Below are 26,688 nucleotides of genomic sequence, written 5' to 3' on the forward strand. Positions count from 1 at the left end.
CGACGGATGTTCGATCTCCGAGAGGCGATGGCGGCCCGCGAGCGGCCGATCCGCCGGTGGCTGCCGATCGCGCTGCGCACCGCGGCGGTCCTGCTGGTCCCGTGGATCCTCACCCTCGCGCTGTCGGTCCGCCGCTTCGGGGCGCGCAACCTCGCCAACTCCTGGGTGTGGCTGGACGTCCTGGAGGTGCTGGCGCTGCTGCTGCTCGCCGCGCTGGTCCGCCGCCGCCACCCGGCGACCGGTTCGCTGGCCTCCGCCACGGCCGTCCTGCTGGCGATGGACGCCTACTTCGACCTCTGGTCGGCGCACCGCGGCTCCGACTACCTGGCCGCCCAGGTGATGGCCTACAGCGCCGAACTGCCCGGCGCCGCGCTGCTCGCGGCGCTCTCCTGGTACGCCGCGCCGTGGGCGGCGCACCCGGCCCCGGCGCAGCAGACCCCGCCGCAGCAGACCCCGACCCGTCCGGCTCCCCCGGGGGCCTGACGGGTTCAGCCCTCCCGGCCGGCCGGCGCGGCCAGGTCGAGCGGGTCGGGGAACCCGGGCGGGCCGGGCAGGTCGTCGAGGTCGGTCAGCGGGCGGCCGGCCAGCATCGCGGTGGTGAGTGAGACCGTGACCCGGTGCCAGGTCCGCGCTCCGCGCAGCATGGTGTGGCCGCCGCCCGGCATCGCGACGGTCCGCACCCGGGCGCCCGCGGCGGCGGCTCGGCGGGCGAAGTCCCAGGTCTGCCGGGCGGAGGTGACGCGGTCGGCCTCGTCGTGCAGGAAGGCCGCGCTGCGGCCCGCCAGGGGCCGGACGGGCTCGCCCGGCGGGCACCAGGGCGCGAGGGCGACGACCCCGCGGACGGCGTCGTGGGCGGCGGCGCCGAGGGCGGCCCGGCCGCCCATCGAGTGGCCGACCAGGACGACCGGGATCCCCGGCGCCCGGCGGTGGAGCTCGTCGACAGCCCGTAGGGCGTCCCGCAGGGCGTCGGCCCGGTGGCCGTTCCAGCCGCGCAGCCGGTAGCGCACCGAGGCGACCAGCAGGCCCGGTCCGTCGGGGCCGTCCCGCAGGGCGGCGGCGAAGGGGCGCATCCGGGCCAGCGGCAGGTTGACGGCGGGTGGCGCGGTCAGCGAGTCGGCGCGGCCTCCGTGCAGCAGGAGGACGGCGGCGCGGGGGCGCCGCGGCTCGTGGTGGAGCCGCAGCGGACTCCGGTCGGCCGTGCCGTGGCCGGGCTGCCGGGGCGTGGTCATCGGGCTCCTGTCCGTTCGGGCGCGCGGGTGCCGCGCCGGGGTGTCCCCGACTCCTCTTCGGAGCACCCCCGGCCGCCGGATTGGTCGCGGCCCCGGCCTGCGGGCCGGGCGGGCTCCCGGGACACGGTCGGGCCGGACGGCGGCCGCCGCCCCGGGCGCCCGGGACGGCGGGTGGCGGAGCTTGGGGATCCGGGCCCGGTCCACCGGGCCGCACGATCCGCCGAACCATGGGGATTCCACCATGCGCGCACAGCCCGTCCTGCTCACCCGACACGACACCCGCCGCGCCGTCTGCCTGCCCGACCTGCTCCGGCGGCAAGCCGTCGCGCGGCCGGACCGCACGGCCGTGACCGACGGCGGCCGGCACCTCGACTACCGGACCCTCGACGAGTCCTCCGGTGCGCTCGGCGCCCGACTGCGGCACCTCGGGGTCGGCGCCGACGACTGCGTCGGCCTGTACGTCGAACCGTCCCTGGAGCTGATGGTGGGGGTCTGGGGCGTCCTCTACGCCGGGGCGGCGTACCTGCCGCTCTCCCCGGAGTACCCCGACGACCGGATCCGCTGGATGATCGAGGACAGCCGGGCCCGGGTGATCGTCACCCGGGAGCACCTGCGGGCCCGGCTGGCCGGCCTGGCCCCGCGCGGCACCCGCGTCATCACACCCGACAGCGCCGACACCGCCGCCGACACCCCGGCCGGCCCCGGCGGGGCGCACCCGATCCCGTCCCAGAGCCACGGCCCGGCCGACCCGCCCGCGGGCCCCCGGCCGGAGTCGCTGGCGTACGTCATCTACACCTCGGGCAGCACGGGCCGCCCCAAGGGCGTGATGATCGAGCACCGCAGCATCGTGTCGCAGCTGCGCTGGCTGGTCGCCCGGGGTCACCTGGGCGAGGACGCCAGCGTGCTGCAGAAGACACCGCTGAGCTTCGACGCGGCGCAGTGGGAGATCCTCGCGCCGGCCGGCGGTGCCCGGGTCGTGATGGGCGCGCCCGGCGTCTACCGCGACCCGGAGGCGCTGGTCGACGCCGTCCGGGAGCACGGGGTGACCACCCTTCAGGGCGTGCCCACGCTGCTCCGGGCGCTGCTGGACACCGAGCGCCTCGGCACCTGCACCACGCTGCGCCGGGTGTTCTCCGGCGGCGAACCGCTGTCGAACGCGCTGGCCCGGGCCCTCACCGCGGAGCTGCCACGGGCGTCGCTGGTCAACCTGTACGGTCCGACCGAGTGCACGATCAACGCGACCGCCCAGCCGGTCGACCCGGCCGAGGTCGGGCACGGCGGCGGTTCGGTGCCGATCGGGGTGCCGGTCGACCACACCCGCTGCTTCGTGCTCGACCCGACCCTGGCGCCGGTGGGGCCGGGTGAGACCGGCGAACTCTGCATCGGCGGCGTCCAGCTGGCGCGCGGCTACCTGCACCGGCCCGACCTGACGGCGGAGCGGTTCGTCACCTCGCCGCACCTGCCGGGCGAGCGCCTCTACCGCACCGGGGACCTCGCCCGGTGGAACCCGGACGGCACCCTCCAGTGCTCGGGCCGAGTGGACAACCAGGTCAAACTGCGCGGCTACCGGGTCGAGCTGGACGAGATCGCGCTCGCGATCGAGGAGCACACCTGGGTGCGGCGGGCCGCCGCGGTCGTCACCGACGACCCGCGGACGGGCCACCGGAACCTGGTGGCCTGCGTCGAGCTCAACCCGAGGGAGGCCGCGCTGATGGACCAGGGCGAGCACGGCGGCCACCACCAGTCCAAGGCGAGCCGGCTGCAGGTGCGGGCGCAGCTGTCGAACCCGGGTGTCCGGGACGCGGCGGAGCTGGCCGGGCGGGAGGAGCTGGAGCTGCCCGGCCGGTGCGAGACCCGGCGCCAGCGGCGGGAGGCGTTCGCCCGCAAGACCTACCGCTGCTACGAGGGCGACCGCCCGGTGACCCGCGCGGACCTGCTGGCGCTGCTCGCACCGCGCGAGCTCCGTGCCGCGCGCCCGGCCGGCGCCCGACCGGGCGGCCGGGGCCGTGGCCCGGCGGAGCTGACGCTCGCCGAACTCGGCCGGATCCTGCGGTGGTTCGGGCAGTTCCACAGCGAGGAGCGGCTGCTGCCGAAGTACGCGTACGCCTCCCCCGGCGCGCTGTACGCCACCCAGCTGTACCTGGAGACCGGAGGCGGCTGCGGGCCGGCCGCCGGCACGTACTACTACCACCCGGTGCGGCACGCGCTGGTACGGGTCGGTGACAGTGCGGCGGGCCCGGGACTGACCGTGCACCTCGTCGGCCGGAGGCGGGCGATCGAGCCGGTCTACCGCCACAACGTCGAGGAGGTGCTGGAGTTCGAGGCCGGCCACATGCTGGGCGTCTTCGAGGAGGTGCTGCCGGCGTACGGGCTGGACATCCGGCCGCTGGGCCATCTCCCCACGGCCATGGGCCGGTTGGACGCCGCCGGGGACGACTGCTACCTGGGCGGCTTCGCGATCCGGCCCGACGACGGGCGCCCGCGCGCGGAGCTCACCGAGGTCTTCGTCCAGGCGCATCCCGGGGGTGTCGAGGACCTGGAGGCCGGCCAGTACCGGTTCCGGGACGGCGCCCTGGAGCGGGTGTCCGCGGACGTCGTCCGGTCGAAGGACGTGATCGCGATCAACCAGCAGGTGTACGAGCGGGCCGCCTTCGGTATGACGGCCGTCGCCCGGACGAGGGAGCCGTGGCTGGCCTACATCGCGATGGGCACGCGGCTGCACCACCTGCAGCGCAACGGGCTCGGCCTCGGCTTCATGTCGTCCGGCTACAGCTCGCGCAGCGGGCACCCGCTGCCGGCCGCCCGGCGGATCGACGACATCCTGACCGGGTGCGGCATCGAACCGGGCCCGTCGTACTTCTTCGTCGGCGGGCGGGTCAGCGAGGAGCAGGTGCGCAGCGAGGGCATGCGGGAGGACGCCGTCCACATGCGGGGTCCGGCCGAGCTGGTCCGGGCCGACCTGGCCGCCCTGCTGCCCGACTACATGGTCCCCAACCGGGTGCTGGTGCTGGACCGGCTGCCGGTGACCGCCAACGGCAAGGTCGACCTGCGGGCGCTGGCCGCGGACGGGCGGGTCGCGGACGCGGGGACGGGCAGTCCGTTCGTCGCGCCGTCGACACCGACGGAGGGCCGGCTGGCGGAGGTCTGGGGCGGCGCCCTGGCGTACGAGAACGTGTCGGTGGCGGACGAGTTCTTCGGGGCCGGCGGGAACTCGCTGATCGCGGTGGCGCTGGTCAACCGGATCAACCGGGAGTTCGGCACCCGCCTGCCGCTCCAGGTGCTGTTCGAGAGCCCGCGGCTGGCCGACCTGGCCGCCCGGGTCGACGAGGACGGCGGCGCGCCCGCCTCGCGGCTGGTGCCGCTGCACCGCGGCGGCAGCGGTGCGCCGGTGTTCTGCTGGCCCGGGCTCGGCGGCTACCCGATGAACCTGCGCCCGCTCGGCAGGTCGGTGGGCCGGCCGTTCTACGGCGTCCAGGCCCACGGCATCAACGCCGGGGAGATGCCGTACCCGACGATCCGGGAGACCGCGGCCGCCGACCTGGCGGAGATCCGCGCGGTCCGGCCCAAGGGCCCCTACACCCTGTGGGGCTACTCCTTCGGGGCCCGGGTCGCGTTCGAGGCCGCCTGGCAGCTGGAGCGGGCCGGCGAGCGGGTCGCCGAACTGGTGCTGATCTGCCCGGGCAATCCGGAGGTCCGGCAGGTCGGCGGTGGGCGGAACGGGCGCGAGGCGTCCTTCGACAACCCCGCGTACGTCGCCGTCCTGTACTCGGTCTTCGCCGGGTCGATCAGCGGCCCTGGGCTCGCCGAGTGCCTCGCCGAGGCGCACGACGAGGACGGTTTCACCGCCTTCGTCCACCGGATGCTGCCGGATCTCGACGAGGAGGTGATCCGCCGGATCACCCGCATCGCGGCCCTGACCTACGAGTTCGACTACAGCTTCCACGAACTCGCCGAGCGGCGGCTGGCGGCTCCGGTGACCGTGCTCAAGGCCGCCGGGGACGACTACTCGTTCATCGAGGGCCGCAGCGGCTGGTCCGCCGCTCCCCCGACCGTCGTCCGGTTGACCGGTGACCACTACGGCGTGCTGAAGGAGCACGGCGTCGCCGAACTGCTCACCGCGGTCCGCACCGGACCGAACGGCTGAGCCCACGAGCCCTGACGCGGCGGTGCCGCGTCAGGGCTTGTAGCTGCCCGTCCTGACCGGCGTCCAGGAACCGTTCTTCACGGAGTACACGGTGAGCTGCCGGTTGACGGTGTCGCCGTACTCGTCGAAGTCGACCCGCCCGGTGACCCCGTCGAAGGCCACGGCCGCCATCGCCGTGGTGACCTTGGCCCGGGCGCCGGCCGGCAGCGTGCCGCCGTTCGCGGCGACCACCGCCTTCACCGCCTCGATGACGGACCAGGCCGCGTCGTACGCGTAGGCGCCGTACGCGCCGGCCTCCTCCGAGTACCCGGCCGCCGCGTAGTCGGCCTGGAAGATCCTGCCGCCGGAGAGCAGGTCGGCCGGCGCGCCGACGGCGGTCGCCAGGTCGCCCTCCGCCTTGGTGTTGCCGCTGACGAACTCGGCCGCGTAGATGCCGTCGCCGCCCATCAGGGGGACGTTCACGCCCGCCTGCTTGAGCTGCTGGGACAGCGGCGCCGCCGCCGGGTACTCGCCGCCGTAGTACACGGCGTCGGCACCGGCGGCCGCCACCTTCGCGGCCAGCGCGGTGAAGTCCCGGTCGTCCGGCTTGACGTGCTCGGTGCCCACGACCGTCCCGCCGAGCCGGGTGAACTGGCCGCCGGCCGCGGCGGCGATCCCGGACCCGTACGTCCCGTTGTCGTCGATGACGAAGAGCCTGGTCTTCCGGGCGTCCTGGTACAGGTACTGGGCGGCGTACGGTCCCTGGGCCGCGTCGGTGGCGACGGTCCGGAAGTACGACGGGTGCGGGCGGGCCTTGACGCCCTTCGCCCAGTCCGGCCCCTGGGACAGCAGCGGGTTGGTGTTGGCCGGCGAGACGTCCGTCAGGCCCGCCGGGTCGAGCACGCCCAGCATGGCCTGGGCCACCGAGGAGTTGAGCGGCCCGACCACGCCGAGCACCTTGGCGTCGCCGACCAGCCGGGTGGCGTTCTGCTGTCCGGTGGCGGGCTGCGCCTGGTCGTCCAGGGCCTGCAGCTCGAAGGTGACGCCGGGTACCTCGTGGGTGCGGTTGGCCTTCTTCACCGCCAGGTCGGCGGAGTTCTTGATGCCCAGGCCCAGGGCGGACAGGCTGCCGCTGAGCGGCGCCGCCACCCCGATCACCACGGTGGTGGCGCCTGCGGAGTCGCTGCCCGCCTGCGCGGCCGGCCCGCTGCTGCCGCCCTTCGCCGCCGAGCCACCGGTGCCGCCCGACCCGCCGGAACCGCCACCGTGGGTGAGGCTCCACGCCAGGACGCCGCCACCGGCCAGCGTCGCCAGGGCGACGGCGACGGCGGCGATCCGCAGGGCGGCCGGGCGGCGAGTCCGGTCCGCGACCAGCAGGTCCGCGGGGCGGTGGGTCACCGGCACGGACAGGCTGCCGCCGTCGCCCCACGGTGACGGCGTGGCCGGCGCGGCGGCGTGCGGGTCGGCGGGTGCCGGCGCGGCGTACGGATTGCCGGGCACCGGGGCGGTGTGCGGGCCGGTCGGCGGGAGCGCGGTGTACGGGCTGCCCGACGGCGGCGTGGCGGGTGCGGTGGGCGTCGCGTGCGTGGTGGGCGTCGCGGGCGCCGTCGGCGCGGAGGGCACCGGCGGAGCTGCGGGCCCGGCATCCGGCGCCGTCGGCTGCGGTGCCGTGGCCGGCGGCCGGGCGGGCACCGGCGGGACGGCGGCGGTCCCGGGTGGTGTGGGGCCCTCGTCCCGGAGGACCGCCGCGAGCAGTTCGCCGGCGACGGCCACCGTCGCCCGCCGCTCGGGGTCCTTGGTGAGGAGCGCGTCCAGGACCGGGGTCAGCCGGCCGGCCGAGGTCGGCGCCCGGTGCGGCCGGGTGAAGACCGCGACGGCGAGCGCGTGCAGCCCCTCGGCCTCGAACGGCGGCCGACCCTCGACCGCGTGGTAGAGCGTGGCGCCCAGGGCCCACAGGTCGTTGGCGGCGGTGGGGCGCTTGCCCTCCAGCTGCTCCGGCGGCATGTACTGCGGGGTGCCGATGACGATGCCGCTGTGGCTCAGCTTGGTGGAGACGTCCGCGAGGTGGGCGATGCCGAAGTCGGTGAGGACCACGCGGTCCTTGGTCAGCAGGACGTTGTCCGGCTTGATGTCGCGGTGGACGATCCCCGCCGCGTGCGCCTCGGCGAGCGCCCCGAGCATGGCGGCGCCGATCTCCGCGACCCGGCGGACGGGCAGCCGGCCCTCCTCGCGGATCGCGGCGGCCAGCGACCGGCCCCGGACGAACTCCATCACGATGGCGGGGGCGCCGTTGTGCTCGACCACGTCGTGGACGGTGATGATGCCGGGGTGGCTCAGCGTGACGGCCGCGCGGGCCTCAGCGGTGAAGCGCCGCAGCAGCATGGTGCGCTCGGCCTCCTCCAGACCGGGCGGGAAGAGGATCTCCTTGATGGCGACCTCGCGGCCGAACAGGTGCCGGTCGGTGCCGCGCCAGACCCGGCCCATGCCGCCCTGGCCGATCCGCTCGACCAACTGGTAGCGCCCGGCGATGAGATCAGCGTTGTTGTCCTCGCTCACCCGCCACACTCTAGGGCGGGATCCGCCCTCAGGCCCGCGCAACGGCCTTTCACATCAGCGGATGTGACGGCGTGTCGGACCCGAACGGCCGGCGGGCGCCGCCGGGCCGGTGAGGTGTGCCGGGGCGCACGGTCAGTACGGCTCGACCAGGACGTGCGCCGCACCGGGGATGCCGACCTCCAGCAGCTCGTCCTCCTCCGGGGTGGTCGGGGTGCCGGTCTCCTGCCTGAGCACCGCACGCGACAGGGCCTGCACCCACAGGGCGCGCGGCCGGCGGCGGGCCTCCCAGGCGGCGAGCGCGGCGGGCACGTCGGCCTCCGCAGCCAGGCTCAGGGCCAGCACCAGGGCGTCCTCGACGGCCATCGCCGCGCCCTGGGCGAGGTGCGGGGTCGAGGCGTGCGCGGCGTCGCCGGCCAGCACCACCCGGCCCACGTGCCAGGGCGCCTCGACGGTCACCTGGGAGATCCGCGAGTGGACCACCGCGGCGGGGTCGGTGACCCGGGTGAGCGCCTCGGCGACCGGCCCGGTGAAGGCGGCGAGCCGCTCGGCGAGCTGCTCGTGGGCGCGCTCCGGGTCCGGCCGGAAGTCCTCCTCCTCGGCGAAGACCGCGCCCAGGTACATCAGTTCGTCGGTGATCGGGGTGAGCAGGGCCTTGGCCGTGCGGTCCCCGGTGCTCATCACCACGCCCTGCACCTCGGCCTGCCGGGGCACGGTGACCCGCCAGTTGGCGAATCCGGTGTACTCGGGCGCGTAGCGGTCCCCGTACAGCCGGGTGCGCAGCGGAGAGCCGATGCCGTCGAAGCCGACCACCAGGTCCCAGCGGCCGGAGCCGCCGTCGGACAGGGTGACGTCCACCCCGTGGCCGTCGTCGGCCAGTTCGGTGATGGTGGTGCCGAAGGCGAGCTCGGCGCCGGCCGCCGTGGCGGCGGCTGCGAGCACCCGGGCCAGGGCCGGGCGCGGGATGCCGATGTTCGACGGCGCGTCGCCCATCCGGGGCTGCGGGATCTTGGCGAGGATTCCGCCCGCCGGGTCGCAGATGGTGAGGGTGTCCCATGCGAAGCCGGCCTCCAGGCAGTCGGCGAGGACGCCGATCTCGCGCATCACGTGCAGCGCGTTGGAGGGCTGGATGATGCCGACGCCGAGGGCGTCCAGCTCGCCGCGCAGTTCGGCGACGCGGACCCGGTGGCCGGCGCGGGCGAGGGCGGTGGCCAGGGTGAGGCCGCCGATGCCGCCGCCGTGGACGAGGACGCGCAGGGGTGTCGCCATGTCAGGTGTCTCCGTAGCAGTCGTGGGGCGGGCGGGCGGCCGGCGCCGGGAGGTGTCAGCCGACGGGGGCGGGTTCGGGCAGCGCCATCAGGTGGTCGACCAGGGCGAGCAGGGCGTCCCGGCCGAAGGTCCGCTCGCGGACGTCGCCGATCAGCAGCGGGATCTGCGGGTCGAGGTCGAGTGCCACCCGGATCTCCTGTGCCGTCCGGGTGTTGTGACCGTGGAAGCAGTTGATCGCGACCACGAACGGGATGCCCCGGCTCTCGAAGAAGTCGATCGACGCGAAGCTGGTCTCCAGGCGCCGGGTGTCGGCGATCACCATGCCGCCGAGCGCTCCGTTGACCAGGTCGTTCCACATGAACCAGAACCGCTCCTGGCCCGGGGTGCCGAAGAGGTAGACCACCAGCTCGGGGCTGACGGTGATCCGGCCGAAGTCCAGTGCCACCGTGGTGGTGTCCTTGCGGTCGATCCCGGCGAGGTCGTCCACGCCCTCGCTGGCCCGGGTCAGGTACTCCTCGGTGCGCAGCGGCGCGACCTCGCTGACGGCGCCGACCATGGTGGTCTTGCCCACCCCGAAGCCGCCCGCGATCAGGATCTTCACGGCGGCCTGGGCCGCCTGGCTGTCTGTCATCTCACTCACAGGGTGTGTCGGCCGGCGCGCGGTGGGCCCGGCGGCCGGTCGGTGGGACGGGCGGGGGTGGTGAACGCGGGTCAGAGCCGTCTGAGGCCCTCGCGCACGGCGGTGAGCAGTCCGAGGTCCGCCCGGCCGCCGGCGGCGACCGCCAGCGGCGCCCGGGCGAGCAGGAGGCCCTGCGCGACCAGGTCGGCGACCAGGATCTTCGCCAGCGAGACGGGCAGCCGCAGTTCGGCGGCCACCTCGGCCAGCGCGGCGGACCGCCGGCAGCGCTCCAGCACCACCCGGTGTTCGGGTTGGAGGCCGCGCGCCGCGGTCCGGGCCGGGGCGCCGAGCTCGTCGGCCTGCTCCCGGACCGTGGTCAGCACGGTGATCAGGCTGAAGTCGTCGCGCTCCGGGGCCGTGCGGCCCCGGGTCACGGTGTACGGGCGGACCATGGAGTCCGCCGCGTCGTCCTCGTCCTCCGACTCCTCGTACCAGTGCGGCGGCGGGGTCACCCCCGACCACCGCCGCGGGCGGCGAAGGCGTCGAACCCGCCGCGGACCGGGGTGCTGAGCTTCTGGCCGACCTGCTGCACCAGGTTGTGCATGGCCAGCGACATCACCTCGGCGTCGACGTCCTGGGAGGCGGTCACCGCCAGGTGGGTGCCCTGCCCGGCGGTGATGACGAACAGCCACAGCTCGGCCAGCTCGACGATGACCTGGTGCACCGGGCCGCCGTCGAAGAGCCGGCCGACGCCGCGGGCCAGGCTCTGCTGGCCGGTGGCGACGGCCGCCAGCCGCTCGGCGTCCGCGCGGTCGATGGTCCGCGAGTGGCTGACCACCAGGCCGTCGTCGGAGAGCAGGACCGCGGTTCTGGTCCCGGGCACCGAGTCCACGAGGCCGTCGAGCAGCCAGTCGAGATCCTGATGGGTGGCGGTGGTGCGCGTCATGACCGGTCTTCCGTCGTAGGGATGGGGGGTTCGATCCCGGGGCCGCCGAAGGGCTCGGACGCCCCGGGGTTCTCCCGGGCGGCCCTGGACCTGCGCTGGAACGCTCCGATCGCCGCTCCGGCCCGTCGGGGAGCCGGCCGGAACAGCGGGTTCTCGTCCCAGCGGGGCGGCCGCGGGCGGGTCCTGGGCTCGTCGGGAGCGATCCGCAGCTCGTCCACCAGGCTGGCCTGGCGGACGCGGCGCGGCAGCGGCGGCTCGGCCTCCGGACCGCCGGCGGGGCCGGGGCCGAGGAGGCCGCCGGCCGGGGAGGGGGCGGTGGGCGGCGCCTGGTGCGACTCGTGCGGCAGGCCGGCGTGGCCCGGCTCGGCCGGGACCAGCGGCTCCACGTAGAGCGGCCGGCCCGGCCACGGTACGGGTGCCTGGAGCGGTCCGCCGTACGGCAGTTCCGGCACCGGGCGGCGCGGCTCCGGGCCGCGCCGCGGCAGTTCGGCCACCGGTCGGCGGTGCTCCTGCCCGCCGTACGGGGCCGGGGGCAGTTCGGGGGCGGTCGCCCGGGCCATGGCCTCGCCGCGCGAGCGGGTCGGCAGGGCGACGGTGGGCGGGGCGGCGGTGGGCGGGGCGGCGGGCACCGGGTGCAGGCCGGGGGCGGGGACCAGCAGGGTGTCCGGGAGCAGCAGGACGGCCCGGGTGCCGCCGAAGGCCGACCGGCGGAACTCGACCCGCAGCCCGTGGTGGGCTGCGAGCCTGGCGATCACGTGGAAGCCGAGCCGGATGTCCTCGGTGCGGGCGAGCACGTCCAGTCGCGGCGGGCGGCCCATCAGCTCGTTGGCGGCGGCCAGTTGCTCGTCGTCCATGCCGAGCCCGCGGTCCTCGACCTCGATCGCCAGGCCGCGGCCGACGGCGCCGGCCCGAACCTCCACCGGGGTGGGCGGCGGGGAGAAGCTCAGGGCGTTCTCGATGAGTTCGGCGACGACGTGCGCGACCGGGCCGACCGCACGCTCGGACACCCAGGGGCTGCCGTCGAGGTCGAGCACCACCCGGGTGTAGTCCTGGACCTCGCCCTGGGCGGCGCGCAGCACGTCCAGCAGCGGGACGGGCTTGCGCCAGCGCCGGTGCGGGGTGCCGCCGGCCAGGATGACCAGGTTCTCCTCGTAGCGGCGCAGGCGGGCGGTGAGGTGGTCGAGGTCGAAGAGCCCCTCCAGCACCTCCGGGTCCTCGTACCGGCGCTCCAACTCGTCGAGCTTGCGCAGCTGCTGGCCGATCAGCAACTGGGTGCGGCGGGCGATCCGCTGGAGCAGCTTCTCGAAGCCGCGGTGCTGGTCGGCCTGCTGGACGGCGGCGCCGATCGCGGCGGAGCGGGCGAGGTTGAGCGCCGCACCGAGGCGGGATAGCTCGTCCCGGGAGCCGGTCTCGGGCTCCTCCTCGATGGCGGCCGCCTCGGCGGCGGCGTCGATCTGCTCGCCCTGGGCGAGCCGCTCCACGACCTCCGGCAGGCTGCGCTCCAACTCCTCTGCACGCGCCTGGAGTTCGGTGATCCGGCGACGCATCGAGCGGGTCAGCCGCCAGGTGGTGACGATCACCGCGACGACCGCGAACAGGCCGATCACGCTGGTGAGCACCACGGTCAGCAGCAGATGGGTGATGGAGCCGAGCCCGACGTCGACGACGCTACCGGTCCTGGACTCCATCAGGTCGACCAGTCTGGGGGTCAGCTGGTCCATCGCCTGGCGCCACTTCTGCTGGTTCGGCGCGAGGGCGACGGTGCCGGCGGCGTCGGCCGCGGTGGGTTTCAGCAGGGCCTGCTCGACCTCGCCCTTGGCCTGCCAGGCCGGGCTGTTGACGATCTCCTGCCACTTGGCCGTCTCGGCCGGCGACAGGTAGGGCACCACCTCGGTGCCGTAGCGGAACGCCTGCTCGTTCAGGGCCGCCTGGACCTGCTGGTAGTCCGGGACGGAGAGCCGTCCGGCGGGCCAGCCGCGGGCCAGCAGCGCGTCCGAGCGGGAGATCATCTCCTTGGTCCAGAACAGTCCGATCAGCGGCTGGGAGATGGTGGTCACCCTGCCGTCGTCGACGTGGCCGAGGGCGGTGAACAGCCGCAGGTCGACCGCGATCAGGTCGGTGTAGTAGCGGTAGACGGTGGCCTGCCGGTCGGCGGATCCGCCCTCGTCCACGGCGGCCCGCTGCGCGTCCAGCCGGCCCATGGCCTGCCGGGCCCGGAGCACCGCGTCGCGCACCTCGACGGGGGCGTCGGAGGCGGTGACGGCGGAGAGCTTCTCGAAGGTGGCGATCGCCTCGTCGGTCCTGTGGCGCTGGTCCCGCAGCTGGTCCGTGACGCTGCCGGGCCGGGCGATCGCCTCGGCGCTGAGCCGGCGCTCCTCCTGGAGGTTGTAGTACACGATGTTGGACGGCTGACCGGCCTGCTGGGCCAACTGCCCCTGGTCGGCCATCCGTTGGAAGCTGAAGAAGGTCTCGCCGGTGGTGGCCGCCCAGAGTGCGGCGAGGGCGAGGCCCGGCACGACGGCCAGGGTCAGCAGGGCCGAGCGGAGGGACATCCGGGACCGGCCGCGGCCGGAACGGCTGACCCGCCGGGGGGCCGTGGGAGGCGACGGCTCGGCCACCGCCCCCTGATTCGTCGGGGCGATCCGCCGAGACGCACGCGCGCGCAGGGCATTCTCCTTGGAGACGGCGGTGGTCGTTGCCGACACACCGTGTCTGAAAGAACGTTGACGGATCGATATTAGTCATATCGCATAACAACCACGAAGCCTCACCCCATAGTTCACGCGGCGTCACATTCTCCGCTCCTGCCCACCGAGCCCCGGTCCGACCCGCCACCCGCCGGGACACCCCCGCCGCGAACGCCTCCGCGCCACACCGCACCCGTACGTCACCGCTGGTCGAACGAGGTTCCCGGACCGGCGCCCGAGGGACGGGCGGTGCCCGGCGGACCCGTCCTCCCACCGCCCGCCACCACCCGCCGCCGGCACCACCCGCCGTCACACCGTCACGCGCCGTACACACCGCCCTGCCGGCCGACGGCCACCCGGTCGCCGTCGTCGGCCACCTCGGCGGGCCCCTCCCCCGGCCCGGCCGGGTCGCCGGCGGGACCGCCCGCACGCGGCCCCCGCGGCGCGGCGGCACCCTCCCGGGCGGGGACGGCGCCGCCCTGCCCGGGCTCCTGCCCCTGGTGACGCCCGAGGCCGGGACGCCCGTACGCCCCCGGATCGGGCGCACCCGCCGGCGGGGCGAACGCCGGCCGGGCCGGACCGGCCGGCTCCCGGGCCGACTGTCCGCCGACGTGCCCACCGGTCCCGTTCCGGGCCGGGACCGGGCCGCCCTGGTGACCGGAAGCAGGATGCGGACCGGCGGCGGACGCCGGCCTCGGCTGCGCCGCCGGGACGGCGGTGGCCCGCTCCGCCGGCACGGTGTGCCGGTCCGGTGCGCCGGGCCCCACGGGGCGGGCCGGCCGCGCACCACGCGCGTCGACCGCTCCGGACGGTCCCGCCGCAACGGGGAACGGCCCACCGCCCACCGCGGCACCGGCGGCGGCGAGGTCGGGCCCCTCCTCCGAACGGCGGCCCGTACGGTGCACGCCGCCGGCGCCGACCCCGCCCGCCAGCCTCAGCGGCCCCGGCCCGGCCGGCGAGCCCGGCGCGGTCAGGATGCCCTGCATCTCGCGGCTGTGCGCGTCCTCGTGCTCGGTCAGGTTGCGCGCCACCTAGTCCATCCGGTCGGCCGTCCCGCGGAAGCAGCCCAGCAGGCGCCTGAGCACCTCCGTCCCCACGGTGACGGCGATCTGCTCGACGGCGGCGAGCACCAGCCGGCCCAGCGCGTCGCCCGGCCGGCCCACGTCCAGGCCGTCGACGATCCGCCGGAAGGAGTCGCCGTGCGCGTCGATCCCGTCGGCGTGCCGGCGCAGTTGCAGCGCGCAGGACGCCAACTGCTCCAGGTCCACCCCGAACCCGCTGCCCTGCGACGAGCCCGAGCCACCGGCGGCCAGGCCGCCGGCCACCGCCTCCACCAGATCGCCCACCGGCTGCGCCAGGGCCTGGCCGAGCGCGGACACCGCCTCCTCCAGGATCGTCGAGGCGATCTGCCGGGCCACCGCGACGATGCCCGCCGTGGACCACGGCCCGGTCACCGAGGCCGCCGCCAACTCGCCCTGGGTGGTCACCAGCTGGACGATCGTGGCGGCCTTGCAGCCCTCGACGACCAGCGCGGCCGCGTTGAGCGCGGTGGCGGCTGCCCCGCAGGCCTCGACCACCAGGCGGGAGTACGTCGAGACCGTCCCCCACATCTCGGTCAGCCGGTCCGCGGACGCGCCGTGGTAGGCCTCCTTCAGTACGGTGAGCGCCCGGTCGGCGTCCATCTGCACGGAGTCGAGGGTCGAGGCGAGCTTCCTCAGCTCGTCCGCGAGCCTGACCACCTCGTCCTCGTCCACCTGGGGCCATGCCAGCCCGAGGAGGCCGAGCACGGCACCGAGTTCCGGCGGTAGTTCGACTGCCATGGTTCCCCCCTCACCAAGGCCTGCACCGTCCGCCGGCGGGCCCCGAGCGGCCGCCGGCGCGTGCGGCCGGTCCGGGCGCGCGGCGTGGGCGCGCCCGGACCAGCAGAGGCTAACGGCGGCGCGGCGGGCCGGGCTTGGACAAAATTGCGCTCCCCTCCGCGGCGCGCCTACTGCGCGAGCGCGCCCTCCACCCGGCGGGCGGCCACCAGTTGCCCGGGCGTGGCGGCGGCCATCGCGCGGAACTCCCGGTTGAGGTGCGCCTGGTCGTAGTAGCCGCAGGCCGCCGCGACGGCGGCGGGGCCGTCCCCCCGCGCCAGCAGGGTGACCGCGCGGTGGAAGCGCAGCACCCGGGCCGAGGCCTTGGGCGCCAGCCCGACCTGGTCGGTGAAGCGGCGGATCAAGTGGCCCTGGCTCCAGCCCACTTCGTCCGCGAGCCGGGCGATCGGGACGGTACCGCCGCTGGCGGCCAGCAGCCGCCAGGCCCGGCCGACCTCGGGTGCCGGGTCCGGACCCAGCCCCAGCCTGGCCAGCAGGGCGGCGTCCAGCAGGTCGAACCTGGCCGCCCAGTCCCCGGTGGCCGCCAGTCGCTCGACCAGGAGGCCGGCCCCGGGCCCCAGCACGTCCCGCAGGTCGACCGCGTGGTTGGTCAACTCCCGCATCGGGACGGCGAACAGGCGGTAGGCACCCAGCGGCGTCAGCTCCAGCCGGATCGCCTCCTGCCCGCCGGGGTGCTCGCACAGCGCCGGCCGGTCCTCCAGGCCCACCACCAGCGAACCGATCCGCCCGCTGCCCGGGCCGGGCACTCCCAACCGGGTGACCTGCGTGAACGGTTCGGCCAGGTTGATCACCACCACGGCCCGCCCGGTCGGGACCACCCGCACCCGGTACGGCGACGACCCGGTCTCCCAGTAGCCGGCGTAGCTGCGCAGATGCGGCCGCAGCCCGGGATGCCAGGGCCTGGTCACCCGCCAGCGCCCGCCGATCCGGACGACCGAGACCCCCGGACCGGCCACCACACCGCCTCGCACGTCGACCGTCATCGGACCGTCCTCCTCCCCGGGACGGGCCCGTCACAGGACGGCGCGATCATGCCGATCGAATCCGTCCGCTCGTCCGCCGACACGGCGACAACACCGCGGGCCCCTTCCTACCATCCACCGCTCCGGCTCCCGCCGGGATCGGGACGGACGGGCGGAAGGTCACATGACCCGACCTCATGCGGTGCCGTCGCCAACGGCGTTCGGGACACGGCACCCGGACCACCACCCGCCCGTCCTCCGGACGACTCCCGGCCACGGCCCCGCTCACCCGCCGCCCACCCCCAGGTGGGTCGGCTCGAACATCCGCAGCAGCACCGGCAGCACCACCACCGACGGGCCCGGCGCCGCGAGCGCGGCCGCCAGGTCGGACCGGAGCCGGTCGGGGGTGGTCGCGGTGGCGGGGACGCCGAACGCCTCGGCGAGGCGGACGAAGTCGGGCCGGACCAGCTCGGTGCCGGTGGCCCCGCCGAAGGCGCCGGTCATGTACTCCCGCAGGATGCCGTAGCCCCCGTCGTCCACGATCAGCCAGGTGACCGGGAGACGGTGCTGGGCGGCGGTGGCCAGTTCGGCGATCGAGTACATCGCGCCGCCGTCCCCGCTGACGGCGAGCACCGGCGTGGGAGTGCCGTCGAGGGCCGCGGCGGCGCCGAGCGCGGCGGGGAGGGCGTAGCCGAGGCCGCCCGCGCCCTGGGCCGAGTGCATGGCCCCCGGGCGGCGGGCGTCCCAGGCCGACCACGCCCAGTAGCCCAGGATCGTCATGTCGAAGAAGGCCGGGGCGTCGTCCGGCAGGGCGGCGCGCACGGCGGCGAGCACCCGCTGCTCCAGGTCGAGGCCCTGGCCCGCGATCCGTTCGCGGACCCGCTTGAGCAGGTCGGCGACGCGCGCCTCGGCGAGCCCGTCGGCGGCCCTGGCCGGGACGGCCTCGCCGAGCGCACCGAGGGCCGGCGCCGCGTCCGCGTGGATGCCCAGCGCAGGATGGTTGGACTCCAGCTTGCCGAGGTCCGCCTCGATCTGGACGACCCGGCCGCGGGGGGCGAACGTGTGGTAGTTGCTGGAGAGTTCGCCCAGGCCGGAGCCGACCACCAGCAGCACGTCGGCGTCCTCCAGCAGCTCGGTGGTGTACCGGTCCTCCAGCCACGACTGCAACGAGAGCGGATGCTCCCAGGGGAAGGCGCCCTTGCCGCCGAAGGTGCACGCCACGGGCGCACGCAGCCGCTCGGCGAGCCTCAGCAGCCCGTCCGCGGCGCCCGCCCGCACCACGCCGCCGCCCGCCAGGACCGCCGGCCGCCGGGCGGCCCCGAGCAGGGCCGCGGCCTCGGCGATCAGCTCCGGGCGGGGCGGCAGCGGCCGCGGCTCGGCGCGCAGCGCGGTCACCGGCGGCACCGGGGTGTCGGCGAGCAGGACGTCCTGCGGGACCTCCACCCAGACCGGGCCGTGGGGGACGGTGAGCGCGGACTCCCAGGCCGCCGCGAGGGCGGAGGGGATCTGCGAGGCGCTACGGGCCTGGTGCACGGACTTCACCACGTCGCGGAAGCTCGCCTGCTGGTCGACCAGTTCGTGCAGGTAGCCCCTGCGGCGCCCGCCGAGGCCGGGACCTGGGATCTGGCTGCTGACGGCCAGCACCGGGACCGCCGCGGCGGCCGCCTCCTGGAGCGCCGCGAGCGAGGTCAGCGCGCCGGGGCCGGTGGAGAGCAGCAGCGGGGCCACCGTCCCGGCCGTGCGGGCGTAGCCGTCGGCGGCGAAACCGGCGTTGTTCTCGACGCGCAGGCCGACGTAGCGCAGCCCGGAGCGGCCCAGGGCGTCGAAGAGTCCCAGGGCGTGCTGGCCGGGGATCCCGAAGACGCACTCGGCGCCGAGGGCGGTCAGCGACTCGACGACGAGGTCACCCCCGGTTCGGGCCCGGGTCATCGGCCGCTCTCCGCCCGGTCCGCGGCGATCTGCCGGGTCATCAGGGTGACCAGCTCGTAGGCGGTGTGGGCGGCCGCCACCGAGGTGATCTCCGCGTGGTCGTAGGCCGGGGCGACCTCCACCACGTCGGCGGAGACCAGCCGGCAGCCGGCCAGGCCGCGCAGGATCTCCAGCAGCTCGCGGGAGGTCAGGCCGCCCGCCTCGGGGGTGCCGGTGCCGGGTGCGTGGGCGGGGTCGAGCACGTCGATGTCGACGGACACGTAGAGCGGGCGGTCACCGATCCGCTCGCGCAGCTGCTGGACCACCTCGTCCACGCCGCGGCGCATGACGTCGGCGGAGGTGACGATGCCGAAGCCCATCTTCCGGTCGTCCGTGAGGTCCTGAGGGCCGTAGAGCGGCCCGCGGATGCCGACGTGCGAGAGCGCCGCGGTGTCCAGGAGGCCCTCCTCGACGGCGCGCCGGAACGGGGTGCCGTGGGTGTGGGCCGCACCGAAGTAGGTGTCCCAGGTGTCGAGGTGCGCGTCGAAGTGCAGCAGCGCCACCGGGCCGTGCCGGCGGGCCACCGCGCGCAGCAGCGGCAGGGCGACGGTGTGGTCCCCGCCGAGGGTCATCAGGCGGGCGCCGGTGGCGAGCAGACCGTCGGCGGCGGCGTCGATGCTCTCGATCGCCTCGCCGATGTCGAAGGGGTTGGCGGTGACGTCACCGGCGTCGGCGACCTGGGCGAGGGCGAACGGCGAGGCGTCCTGGGCCGGGTTGTAGGGGCGCAGCAGGCGGCTGGCCTCCCGGACGGCGTTGCCGCCGAACCGCGCCCCGGGCCGGTAGGAGACTCCGCTGTCGAACGGGACGCCGACCACCGCGACGTCCGCGCGGGCCACCTCGTCCAGGCGCGGCAGCCGGGCGAAGGTGGCCGGTCCGGCGTACCGGGGGACGCGTGCGGAGTCGACGGGGCCGCGCGGTTCGGGGTGGGGCATGGCGGGTGGCCTTCCTTCCGGACTGACGCCCGGCCCCGGCCGGCGGGTCGCGCCGGGCGTACGGGGTGACGGGCTGACGGGTGGTCGCGGGCTGACGGGCGGTGGCGGGGTGCAGCGTGCGTGGGTGCGCCACGACCCTCGTCTGTGCTGCCCGCCGGACGGCCGCGCCACGCCACCCCGTACGCCCGGGTCCGGAGGGCGGAACGGGTCGCGGAGTGCGCCCCGGCTTCGATTGCGTGCACACCACCTCCGTCCTGCTGTCGGTAATGGCGCAGGTGCCGGAGTTCGGCCGCCGGCTGACCGCCGCGTTCGGGGCGCCGGCCGGGCGGATGGAGACGTTCACCGAGGTCTCGCTCCCGCACGGTGACGCTCCCCGGCGCCCCGACGGCGTCGTCCCGGTCGAACGCGCCGGACGGCTGTGGACGGCGCTGGTGGAGAGCAAGACCAACGGCAACCCGCTGCGGGCCGAACAGGTCCAGGACTACATGGACATCGCCGCCCGGCGCGGGTACGAAGCGGTCATCACGCTCTCCAACGACGTGGCACTGGAGGGCAGTCCCCTCGTCCCGGTCAAGGTCGACGGGCGGCGCAAGCACAAGGTGGTGCTCTGGCACCTCTCGTGGGCGGAGGTCGCCTACCAGGCGAAGATGCTGATCCGCCACGAGGGCGTCGGCAATCCGGCGCACGCCTGGCTCCTCCAGGAGCTGCTGCACTACCTCCAGCACGACAACTCCGGCTGCCACGGCTTCCAGAACATGGGACCGGCCTGGGTCCCGGTGCGCAACGGCATCGACGACGAGACCCTCTGCCGGGGCGACGAGCGCGCCACCCTGGTGATCGAGAGCTGGGAGCGCCTGATCCGGCAGGTCTGCCTCCAGCTCGGCGGCGAACTGGGTGTCAAGGTGCTGCCGGTGCAGCGGACCCGCCGCGGTGACGACCCCTCGGCCCGGCGGGCCGCGCTCGCCGACCGGCTGTGCGAGGACGGGCGGCTCCAGGCCGAGATCCGGGTCGACGACGCGGTCGGCACCATCGAGATCGTCGCCGACCTCCGGGTGGGCCGGCTGCGGACCTCCGTCGAGATCCCGGCTCCCGAGCAGGGGTACCCGCTCAGCTGGGTCAAGCGGCTGGTCCGCCAGCTCGCGGACGCGCCCGCGGACCTTCACGTGCAGACCCTCACCGACGGGAGCGCCCCCGGGCCGCGCGGCACCCTGGAGCGGCTGCGCCCGGAGCCGGGCGACCTGCTGCCCAGGAACGCCGCCCGGATCACCGGCTTCCGGCTGTCGCTCGCCAAGAGCATGGGCAGCACCCGTGGCAACGCCGAGTCCGGCTTCATCCGCAGTGTGGACGCCGCCGTCGAGCGCTTCCACCGCTCGGTGGTGGAAGCGCTCGACGTGCGGACCGTCCGCAGGCCCGCTCCGGCCGGGGCGGGCGCGGCGGGCACGACGACCTGAGGCGGGCGGCGGGCGCCCGGGGTCAGGCGGGCGGGCGCTCGTCCAGGACCTGCTGGAGCTTGCCGGTGCGGGGGTTGGTGACCAGCTCGGACCTGGGTACCCATTCGACGACGAGGTGGTGGATGGCACCGGCCGCCACCTCGGAGGGGTAGAGCGGGCGGGCCCGGTAGACGGCCTCGACCAGCCGGTCGGCCAGGTCGGCGGGGGGTTCCTCGGTGTGGCCCAGGCGCAGGATCAGGCCGTCCCGGCCGTCCCAGCGGCGTTGCACCATCTGCATGCCGGCGATGTACCGGTCGGGGTCGGCGTCGATGAGCACGGCGCGGATGTCCTCGGTGGGCATCGCGACCGTCCCGACCCGGGCGCCCTCGATGGACCGGCCGAGCAGCCGGAACCGCCGGCACTCGGGGTCGAGCCACTCGGCGCGGTCGCCGGCCGGGTAGCGGATGATCGGCATCAGGGTGCGGAAGAGGTTGGTCACCAGGACCCGGCCGGGCACGCCCGGGGTGGTGATCGGCTCGCCGGTGACGTCGTCGACGATCTCGACCAGGGTGCGGTTGGCGAACGCCTCGTGCACGCGGACGTCGTCGCCCGCGACGGGTGCGGCCACCAGCCCGGCGTCCACCGACGCGTAGCCGATCGAGGAGACGGCGGCCTTGGGGAAGGCCCGGGACAGGATCGGGCGCAGGTCGGCGAAGAGCAGGTCGCCGCCGAAGAGGAGCAGCTCCACCGAGTCGGCGCTCTCGCCGCGCCGGACCAGGCACTCGGCGACCGAGCTGAGCTTCATCGGCTCGCCCGCCAGCACGTGGACGCCGAAGCTGTTGATCAGGTCGGCGACGTAGTCGTCCGGGGCGGTGCCGCCGACCGGCAGCCGGACGTTGTCGACCGGGGCGTGGTGCAGGGCGTTCTCGATGTAGAGGAACCCGCCGTAGAGCTCACCGGCGCAGAACAGGTTGGCCACCCGGTGGCCGGGCTTCAGGCCGGCCTGGACCAGGCCGGCGCCGAACGCGGTCACCGAGTCGGCGTGTTCCGTCCGCGACCAGGGCGAGAGCTTGGGCGCGCCGGTGGTGCCGCCGGTCTTGTAGACGCCCGCGTCGGTCAGCGGGCCGGTGAGCACCTGGTTGTCCGGCCATCTGTTGGCGGCCCAGAACTCGGCCTGGTCGATGATCGGGAGCTGGCTGAGGTGCGAGACCGTCCGGGGCACGTCGCGGTAGGCCTGCGCGTAGAAGGGCGAGTGCGTCCGGGCGTGGTCGACCAGCTCCTGAAGCGATTTCGCGGGCACTGTCTCTCCTGAGCTCTAGGGGGAATCAGGTCGCCCGATCCAGGTGCGGGCGAGGGTCTGGACCGTCGCCCCGTCCCGGTCGGCCAGTTTGTGGTCCAGGTAGGCGGCGGCCCAGGGGTTGGCGGGCACCCGGAAGGGTGGCCGTTCGGCGAGCAGGGTCCGCACCACGACCTCGGCCACCTCCCCCGCCGGCTGGCCGGCGGCCTCCCAGCCCTGGTTGCCGATCCGGTCCAGGTAGTCGGCGAAGGTGGCCGCGTACGGGCCGGAGGCGGCCTGGATGGTGGTGCGGTCGATGTCGGGGAAGACCCCGAACGAGGTGTCGGGCACGTAGCCCGGCACGACGACGGACACCCGGACGCCGTGCGCCGCCGCCACCGGGGCCAGGCTCTCCATGAAGCCCTCGACGGCGAACTTGGCTGCGCAGTAGGCCTCGTTGAACGGTTGGCCGACGACCCCGTGCACGCTGCCGATGGTCACCAGCCGCCCGCCGGCGGCGCGCAGCAGCGGCATCGCGGCCCGGCTGACCTCGACCACGCCGAAGAAGTTCACCTCCAGGTTGGCCCGCAGCGCGGCCGCCGTCGACATCTCCAGGGTGGGGTCGGAGTTGGAGACGCCGGCGTTGTTGACGACGGCGTCGAGCTGCCCGTAGGTGCGCTCGACGCCGTCGACGCAGGCGGCGACCGAGGCGGCGTCGGTGACGTCGAGGCGGCGGACGTCCAGGTCGACGCCGGCACGCCCGGCCGCCTCGCGCAGCGCCTCGGCCCGGTCGGGATCGCGGACGGTGGCGACGGTGGTGAACCCGGCCGCCGCCGCGCGGACGGCGGTGGCCAGCCCGATGCCGGAGGAGGTCCCGGTGACCAGCAGCGTCCCGCGGTGTCGCGGCGTCATGATGCGCTCCTGGCGGGCTCGGTGTCCGCGGCCGGCGGGCGGGCGCGCTCCGCCGCGTCGAGCAGCGGCTGGATCCGCGCCGCCGGCAGGAAGGAGAACGCCGCCAGCAGGGTGCCGCCCGCCATGACCGCCCGGGCCGCGTCGAGGATGCCCAGCGGGCCGGTCAGCAGTGTGACGGCGAGGCCGCCGACGAACGCGGCCAGCGGGATCACGCCCCAGGTCACGGTGCGGAAGGCGGCGTGCATCACGCCCTGGTTGCGGGCGGACATCCGGGACTGCCGGATGGGTGCGCTGCACACGTTGATGCACGACATGAAGAAGCCGTAGCAGCCCATCGTCACGGCGATCACCGCTCCGCCGGGCAGGGCGGGCGCGGCGAGCACGCCGAACCCGACCAGGCAGTGCAGCAGCAGCGCCCAGGCCATCGTCCGCCCGGTGCCCAGCCGTTGGCTGATCCTGGGTGCGACGACGGCGCCGACCAGTGCACCGGCCGCGGCGACCGACATGGCGGCGCCGAAGACGGCGGCGGACAGGCCGAGCCCCCGGTAGGCGAGGATCGGCAGCACGGTGACGAAGACCGGGCCGCCGCAGTTGAGGGTGACCGCGGCGACCACCACCCGGCGCAGCACCGGGTCGGCCCAGTTCAGCCGGAAGCCGGCCGTCAGCCGCTCCCACACCGTCCCTTCGGTGACCGTCCTGTCGCCCCAGGGCTTCATGGCGCGGAAGCAGGCGGCCGAGACGAGGTAGCTGGCGGCGTCGACCAACAGGGCGGCGACGCCGAGCGCTCCGTAGAGGGCGGCCGCGATCGACGGGCCGGCGACCTCGGAGACCGAGCCGCTGCCTTCCAGCCGCGCGTAGGCGCGGACCAGGTGCTCCTCCTCGACCACGGCCGGGACGGCGACCAGGTAGCCGACGTTGAAGAAGATCGTCGCGCCGCTGATCACCGCCACGCAGCCGAACAGCAGGGGGGTGGAGAGCAGGTCCTGCCAGTACGCGAGGGGGATGGCCGCGACCGCCGCCAGCCGGATCAGGTCGCAGTTCAGCATCGTGCGGCGCTTGTCCCACCGGTCGACCAGGACGCCGGCGATCGGCCCGAGCAGCGGGATGCCCAGGTACTGCGCCATCGCGACCACGCCGACCTGGAGGGCACTGGCGTGCAGCACGAAGATCATCAGGGTCGGGACCACGAACACGGTGACCCGGTCGCCCACCGTGCTGACGGTCTGGCCGGCCCAGAACAGGTTGAAACCGCCGCCCAGGGAGGCCGGTCGACGCAGCTTCACGACTCCTCCCGCACCACGAAGTCGGCGGTCTTCCCGGTCCGGTCGTTGCTGATCAGGGCGTCCACCACGCGGACCCGGAAGGACCGGGGGTCGTGCTGGAACGCGGTACTGAGCGTGAACGTCGCGGACAGCAGCTCGGCGCGCAGCCGGTCGACGTCGACCGCGCCGTCCTGGTCGGTCAGCAGCAGGACGTCCACCCCGAGGGCGCGGCCGCCCTGCTCGGTGATCAGGACCTGCGCCCGGGCGACGCCCGGCTCCCGCTCCACCTGCGCGATGAGCTCACCCACGTGCAGGCCCAGTCCGCGCACCTGGACGACGCTGTCCCGGCGGCCGAGCACCCGCATCGCCCGGCCCGGCAGGCCGCACGGGCAGTCGACGAGCCGGCCGGCGTCGCCGGTGCGGTAGCGCAGCACCGGGTTGAGCATGTCGGGGTTGAGCGTGGTGAAGTCCAGCAGGTCGTCCGCGCCGACGTGGACCAGTTGCTCGGGCAACGGGTGGAAGGTGTCGGCCGGGCAGTCGGGGGTGTTGGTGCCCACCACCCAGGTCTCGGTGCTGCCGAACATGCCCCAGCGGCGGGCGGCGGGCGCGACGGCGGCCATGTCCTCGTCCAGCTGGGGCTGCCAGGCCTCGCCGAGCCAGAGCACCTTGCGCAGCGCCGGGAGCTTCACCCCGGCGGCCCGGGCCCGCGCGAACCACAGCCGCAGGACACTCGGTGTGCCGCCGATCGCGGTCACCTTGCGGGCGACGAAGAACGCCAGCCAGTCCTCGTACTCGTCCGGCGTGACCGAGCCCAGCGCGACGACCTGGCAGCGGGCCAGGTCGGCGAGCGCGGCCACCAGGAAGTGCGCGCCCCACATCCGGCCCGCGCCCCAGGCGTTGACGAAGACGTCCGAGCGGTCCAGCGGCTGCCAGTGCGCGTGGACACCGGCCATGTAGAAGCCGGTGGGCGCGTACCCGACCTTGGGCGCGCCGGTGCTGCCGCCGCTCTGGAAGAGCCAGGTGGCGCCGTGCTCGGCCCGGGGCTCCAGGTGGGCGAGGGCGGTGTTGAGGTCGTCCTTGGCCAGCGGCGGCAGCGCGGCGAGGTCGTCGAGGGTGCGCAGCCCGCCGCGGCCTGCGTAGCGCGGCGCCAGCCCGGGGACGCTCTCCAGCAGTTCGAGGGCGCGGCGGGCGACGTCGAGGCGGGGTTCGGCCGCCTGCGGGGACAGTGAGAAGCGGTCGGTCATCTCGACTCCGTCCCTGCGGCAGCGGCGGCGGTCGTGCGGGCCCGCTCGGCCGCGCCGTTGGCGAGCCACTTGGCGTGGGCGTCCCGGTAGGCGGCGAACCGCGCGCGGGTGATGTCCCGCTGGAGCGTGCGGTCCGGGTCGTCGTAGTCGGGGGCGATCACCCCGTCCGGTTCGAGTTCGGAGAACCAGTACCGTTCCCCGTCGAAGAGGAAGTCCACGCAGAAGAACGGGATCGGGAGCCGCTGGGCGAAGTAGGCCGTCGCGGCGGCGAGTTCGGCCGGCACGGGCGGGAACTCCATGATGCCGCCGCGGCTGGCGTTGGCCACCGGTGAGCCCGGCAGCGGGGAGCGCTTCATCACGGCGTAGGGCTCGCCGTCGACGACGTACACCCGGTAGTCGATCGTGCCGTCCCCCAGGTAGGGCTGGACGACCAGCGTGGTGTCGCCGCCCTGCGCCAGGCTGGCCAGGCCCCGGATGTCCTCGCGGCTGCGGGCCAGGTTGATCCCGCCGCCGCCGCACCAGCCGGCCGGCTTCACGATGGCCGGGTAGGTCATGTTCGCCAGCGCCACCTCGTACAGGTGCTTGCCGACGTCCCGGCCGGTGCCGATGCGGACGGTCGGGATCGGCGGCACCGGTGAGTCGCCGAGGTGCAGCAGGGTGGCCAGCTTGTCGTTGCCGACCAGCGAAACCTGCGGCGGGAAGGGCAGGTAGAACCCGGCCTGTTCGAGGACCGCGTACAGCTCGTACTGGTTGAAGATGTCCATCGACTGGTACGGCAGCGAGTACAACGCGGTGACGAAGAGCGTGTCCTGCGGGGTGACGAATTCGCCGTCCACGTAGACCCGGGGCCGGCCGCGGACGGTGCCGTCCACCGTGACGGCGTCGGGGGCGTGCCGGGTCCAGCTCATTCCGGACTCCTCGGCGACCTCGGCGTAGAGGTCCCAGAAGAAGTCCTCCCACATCGCGGTGGCCCGGGTCGACTCCCGGTCGGGGAAGATCCAGCACATCCGGCGCAGCGGGCCGGCGGGACTCGTCGGATCGGCGGGTTCCGCCGTCGTGGATATGCTCATCGTGATCCTCACAGAGAAGCGGTCGAAGGCCGGTCGGCGGGCCCGGCGCCCGGTCCACGGAGCTCCGCGACGGCCGTCCCGGGGCCGGTCGCGCGACGGTCGGCGGCGTTACGGGCCGTCCGGGCGGGCCGCGGCCGGGCCGTCCGGCAGCAGGCCGGCGCTGCCGGGTGCGGTGCCGTGGGCGCGCCGGTCCCCCCGGTGACCCCGGAGCCGACGCGCGGACGTCCGACGGGCGAGGTGGCGGGCGTCCGTCGACCCGGTTCGGGACCGGCGCGTCACATCGGTGTCGGGGCTCATCCGGGTTCGGGTCTCCACCATGGCTCGGGTGC

General features: G+C 75.2%; 19 protein-coding genes and 2 pseudogenes. 3 read left to right on the plus strand and 18 right to left on the minus strand.

Translation table 11 applies throughout. The features are described from left to right. The first annotated feature begins 6 nt into the window (after positions 1 to 6). A complete protein-coding gene (locus ACIOFR_RS10380) occupies positions 7 to 483 on the plus strand; it encodes a hypothetical protein (RefSeq protein WP_400994503.1) in 477 nt (158 codons plus the stop codon). A 5-nt stretch (positions 484 to 488) separates the two neighbouring features. Here ACIOFR_RS10380 and ACIOFR_RS10385 read toward each other — a convergent pair whose 3' ends face one another. Next, a complete protein-coding gene (locus tag ACIOFR_RS10385; RefSeq protein ID WP_400994505.1) occupies positions 489 to 1,229 on the minus strand; it encodes an alpha/beta fold hydrolase in 741 nt (246 codons plus the stop codon). Between the two features lie 241 nt (positions 1,230 to 1,470). Between ACIOFR_RS10385 and ACIOFR_RS10390 the strand changes: the two genes are divergently transcribed. Next, the gene (locus tag ACIOFR_RS10390; RefSeq protein WP_400994508.1) at positions 1,471 to 5,373 is read left to right on the plus strand and encodes an amino acid adenylation domain-containing protein; all 3,903 of its coding nucleotides are present in this window, start codon (positions 1,471 to 1,473) and stop codon (positions 5,371 to 5,373) included. Positions 5,374 to 5,403: 30 nt separating this feature from the next. On the opposite strand, the gene ACIOFR_RS10395 is transcribed toward ACIOFR_RS10390, so the two are convergent. The 12 genes and pseudogenes from ACIOFR_RS10395 to speB form a co-directional block, all read right to left on the minus strand. Continuing rightward, positions 5,404 to 6,693: a branched-chain amino acid ABC transporter substrate-binding protein gene (locus tag ACIOFR_RS10395; protein ID WP_400994726.1), complete on the minus strand. Its 1,290-nt coding sequence runs from the start codon at positions 6,691 to 6,693 to the stop codon at positions 5,404 to 5,406. 438 nt (positions 6,694 to 7,131) lie between these two features. Continuing rightward, positions 7,132 to 7,917: pseudogene (locus tag ACIOFR_RS10400) on the minus strand (serine/threonine-protein kinase); the annotation flags it as partial. Positions 7,918 to 8,040: 123 nt separating this feature from the next. Next, on the minus strand, positions 8,041 to 9,174 hold the full coding sequence (locus ACIOFR_RS10405; RefSeq protein ID WP_400994510.1) for an FAD-dependent monooxygenase: 1,134 nt from the start codon (positions 9,172 to 9,174) through the stop codon (positions 8,041 to 8,043). A gap of 55 nt (positions 9,175 to 9,229) precedes the next feature. Beyond that, positions 9,230 to 9,805 carry a GTP-binding protein gene (locus ACIOFR_RS10410; RefSeq protein ID WP_400994513.1) on the minus strand — a complete coding sequence of 192 codons (576 nt, stop codon included), beginning with the start codon at positions 9,803 to 9,805 and terminating at the stop codon, positions 9,230 to 9,232. An 80-nt stretch (positions 9,806 to 9,885) separates the two neighbouring features. After that, positions 9,886 to 10,305, minus strand: coding sequence for a DUF742 domain-containing protein (locus tag ACIOFR_RS10415; protein WP_400994515.1), 420 nt, complete (start codon positions 10,303 to 10,305; stop codon positions 9,886 to 9,888). Further along, complete coding sequence (locus tag ACIOFR_RS10420; protein WP_400994518.1) at positions 10,302 to 10,739, minus strand: roadblock/LC7 domain-containing protein; 438 nt, start codon at positions 10,737 to 10,739, stop codon at positions 10,302 to 10,304. Before ACIOFR_RS10420 ends, ACIOFR_RS10415 begins: the two co-directional genes overlap by 4 nt. Beyond that, the gene (locus ACIOFR_RS10425; protein ID WP_400994521.1) at positions 10,736 to 13,291 is read right to left on the minus strand and encodes a nitrate- and nitrite sensing domain-containing protein; all 2,556 of its coding nucleotides are present in this window, start codon (positions 13,289 to 13,291) and stop codon (positions 10,736 to 10,738) included. Before ACIOFR_RS10425 ends, ACIOFR_RS10420 begins: the two co-directional genes overlap by 4 nt. Positions 13,292 to 13,743: 452 nt before the next feature. Next, positions 13,744 to 14,457, minus strand: coding sequence for a hypothetical protein (locus tag ACIOFR_RS10430; RefSeq protein ID WP_400994524.1), 714 nt, complete (start codon positions 14,455 to 14,457; stop codon positions 13,744 to 13,746). After that, positions 14,458 to 15,246, minus strand: a complete 789-nt coding sequence (locus ACIOFR_RS10435) for a hypothetical protein (protein ID WP_400994526.1) — start codon at positions 15,244 to 15,246, stop codon at positions 14,458 to 14,460. Positions 15,247 to 15,413: 167 nt separating this feature from the next. After that, positions 15,414 to 16,286, minus strand: coding sequence for a helix-turn-helix domain-containing protein (locus tag ACIOFR_RS10440; RefSeq protein WP_400994529.1), 873 nt, complete (start codon positions 16,284 to 16,286; stop codon positions 15,414 to 15,416). 264 nt (positions 16,287 to 16,550) lie between these two features. Next, the gene (locus ACIOFR_RS10445; RefSeq protein ID WP_400994532.1) at positions 16,551 to 18,194 is read right to left on the minus strand and encodes a thiamine pyrophosphate-binding protein; all 1,644 of its coding nucleotides are present in this window, start codon (positions 18,192 to 18,194) and stop codon (positions 16,551 to 16,553) included. Further along, positions 18,191 to 19,165, minus strand: a complete 975-nt coding sequence (gene speB / locus ACIOFR_RS10450; protein WP_400994534.1) for an agmatinase — start codon at positions 19,163 to 19,165, stop codon at positions 18,191 to 18,193. The genes ACIOFR_RS10445 and speB overlap by 4 nt, the downstream gene beginning before the upstream one ends. Before the next feature lie 236 nt (positions 19,166 to 19,401). On the opposite strand from speB, the pseudogene ACIOFR_RS10455 reads away from it, so the two are divergent. Then, positions 19,402 to 20,616, plus strand: a pseudogene (locus tag ACIOFR_RS10455) (hypothetical protein); the annotation flags it as partial. Between the two features lie 22 nt (positions 20,617 to 20,638). Here the strand turns inward: ACIOFR_RS10455 and ACIOFR_RS10460 are convergent. From ACIOFR_RS10460 to ACIOFR_RS10480, 5 genes are read right to left on the minus strand one after another with little or no spacing between them, the layout of a single operon-like run. Further along, on the minus strand, positions 20,639 to 21,895 hold the full coding sequence (locus ACIOFR_RS10460; RefSeq protein WP_400994537.1) for a phenylacetate--CoA ligase family protein: 1,257 nt from the start codon (positions 21,893 to 21,895) through the stop codon (positions 20,639 to 20,641). Positions 21,896 to 21,910: 15 nt separating this feature from the next. Beyond that, positions 21,911 to 22,783: an SDR family NAD(P)-dependent oxidoreductase gene (locus tag ACIOFR_RS10465; protein ID WP_400994539.1), complete on the minus strand. Its 873-nt coding sequence runs from the start codon at positions 22,781 to 22,783 to the stop codon at positions 21,911 to 21,913. After that, entirely contained in the window at positions 22,780 to 24,066 is a 1,287-nt protein-coding gene (locus ACIOFR_RS10470; protein ID WP_400994542.1) for an MFS transporter, read from the minus strand. The genes ACIOFR_RS10465 and ACIOFR_RS10470 overlap by 4 nt, the downstream gene beginning before the upstream one ends. Further along, positions 24,063 to 25,289 (minus strand): AMP-binding protein, encoded by a 1,227-nt coding sequence (locus tag ACIOFR_RS10475; protein WP_400994544.1) that lies wholly within the window; start codon positions 25,287 to 25,289, stop codon positions 24,063 to 24,065. The genes ACIOFR_RS10470 and ACIOFR_RS10475 overlap by 4 nt, the downstream gene beginning before the upstream one ends. Beyond that, positions 25,286 to 26,359 (minus strand): RimK family alpha-L-glutamate ligase, encoded by a 1,074-nt coding sequence (locus ACIOFR_RS10480; RefSeq protein WP_400994546.1) that lies wholly within the window; start codon positions 26,357 to 26,359, stop codon positions 25,286 to 25,288. The genes ACIOFR_RS10475 and ACIOFR_RS10480 overlap by 4 nt, the downstream gene beginning before the upstream one ends. Between the last annotated feature and the right edge of the window lie 329 nt (positions 26,360 to 26,688).

Origin of the sequence: Kitasatospora sp. NPDC088346 (assembly GCF_044740765.1) — a bacterium.
In the GTDB taxonomy this organism is placed as follows: domain Bacteria; phylum Actinomycetota; class Actinomycetes; order Streptomycetales; family Streptomycetaceae; genus Kitasatospora.

Bases quoted from the DNA above. Each gene is read 5' to 3' on its own strand.
- ACIOFR_RS10380 (WP_400994503.1), top strand. From the start codon at position 7: ATGTTCGATCTCCGAGAGGCGATGGCGGCCCGCGAGCGGCCGATCCGC.
- ACIOFR_RS10465 (WP_400994539.1), bottom strand. From the start codon at position 22,783: ATGACGCCGCGACACCGCGGGACGCTGCTGGTCACCGGGACCTCCTCC.
- ACIOFR_RS10385 (WP_400994505.1), bottom strand. From the start codon at position 1,229: ATGACCACGCCCCGGCAGCCCGGCCACGGCACGGCCGACCGGAGTCCG.
- ACIOFR_RS10405 (WP_400994510.1), bottom strand. From the start codon at position 9,174: ATGGCGACACCCCTGCGCGTCCTCGTCCACGGCGGCGGCATCGGCGGC.
- ACIOFR_RS10480 (WP_400994546.1), bottom strand. From the start codon at position 26,359: ATGAGCATATCCACGACGGCGGAACCCGCCGATCCGACGAGTCCCGCC.
- ACIOFR_RS10390 (WP_400994508.1), top strand. From the start codon at position 1,471: ATGCGCGCACAGCCCGTCCTGCTCACCCGACACGACACCCGCCGCGCC.
- ACIOFR_RS10440 (WP_400994529.1), bottom strand. From the start codon at position 16,286: ATGACGGTCGACGTGCGAGGCGGTGTGGTGGCCGGTCCGGGGGTCTCG.
- ACIOFR_RS10420 (WP_400994518.1), bottom strand. From the start codon at position 10,739: ATGACGCGCACCACCGCCACCCATCAGGATCTCGACTGGCTGCTCGAC.
- ACIOFR_RS10410 (WP_400994513.1), bottom strand. From the start codon at position 9,805: ATGACAGACAGCCAGGCGGCCCAGGCCGCCGTGAAGATCCTGATCGCG.
- ACIOFR_RS10445 (WP_400994532.1), bottom strand. From the start codon at position 18,194: ATGACCCGGGCCCGAACCGGGGGTGACCTCGTCGTCGAGTCGCTGACC.
- speB (WP_400994534.1), bottom strand. From the start codon at position 19,165: ATGCCCCACCCCGAACCGCGCGGCCCCGTCGACTCCGCACGCGTCCCC.
- ACIOFR_RS10425 (WP_400994521.1), bottom strand. From the start codon at position 13,291: ATGTCCCTCCGCTCGGCCCTGCTGACCCTGGCCGTCGTGCCGGGCCTC.
- ACIOFR_RS10435 (WP_400994526.1), bottom strand. From the start codon at position 15,246: ATGGCAGTCGAACTACCGCCGGAACTCGGTGCCGTGCTCGGCCTCCTC.
- ACIOFR_RS10475 (WP_400994544.1), bottom strand. From the start codon at position 25,289: ATGACCGACCGCTTCTCACTGTCCCCGCAGGCGGCCGAACCCCGCCTC.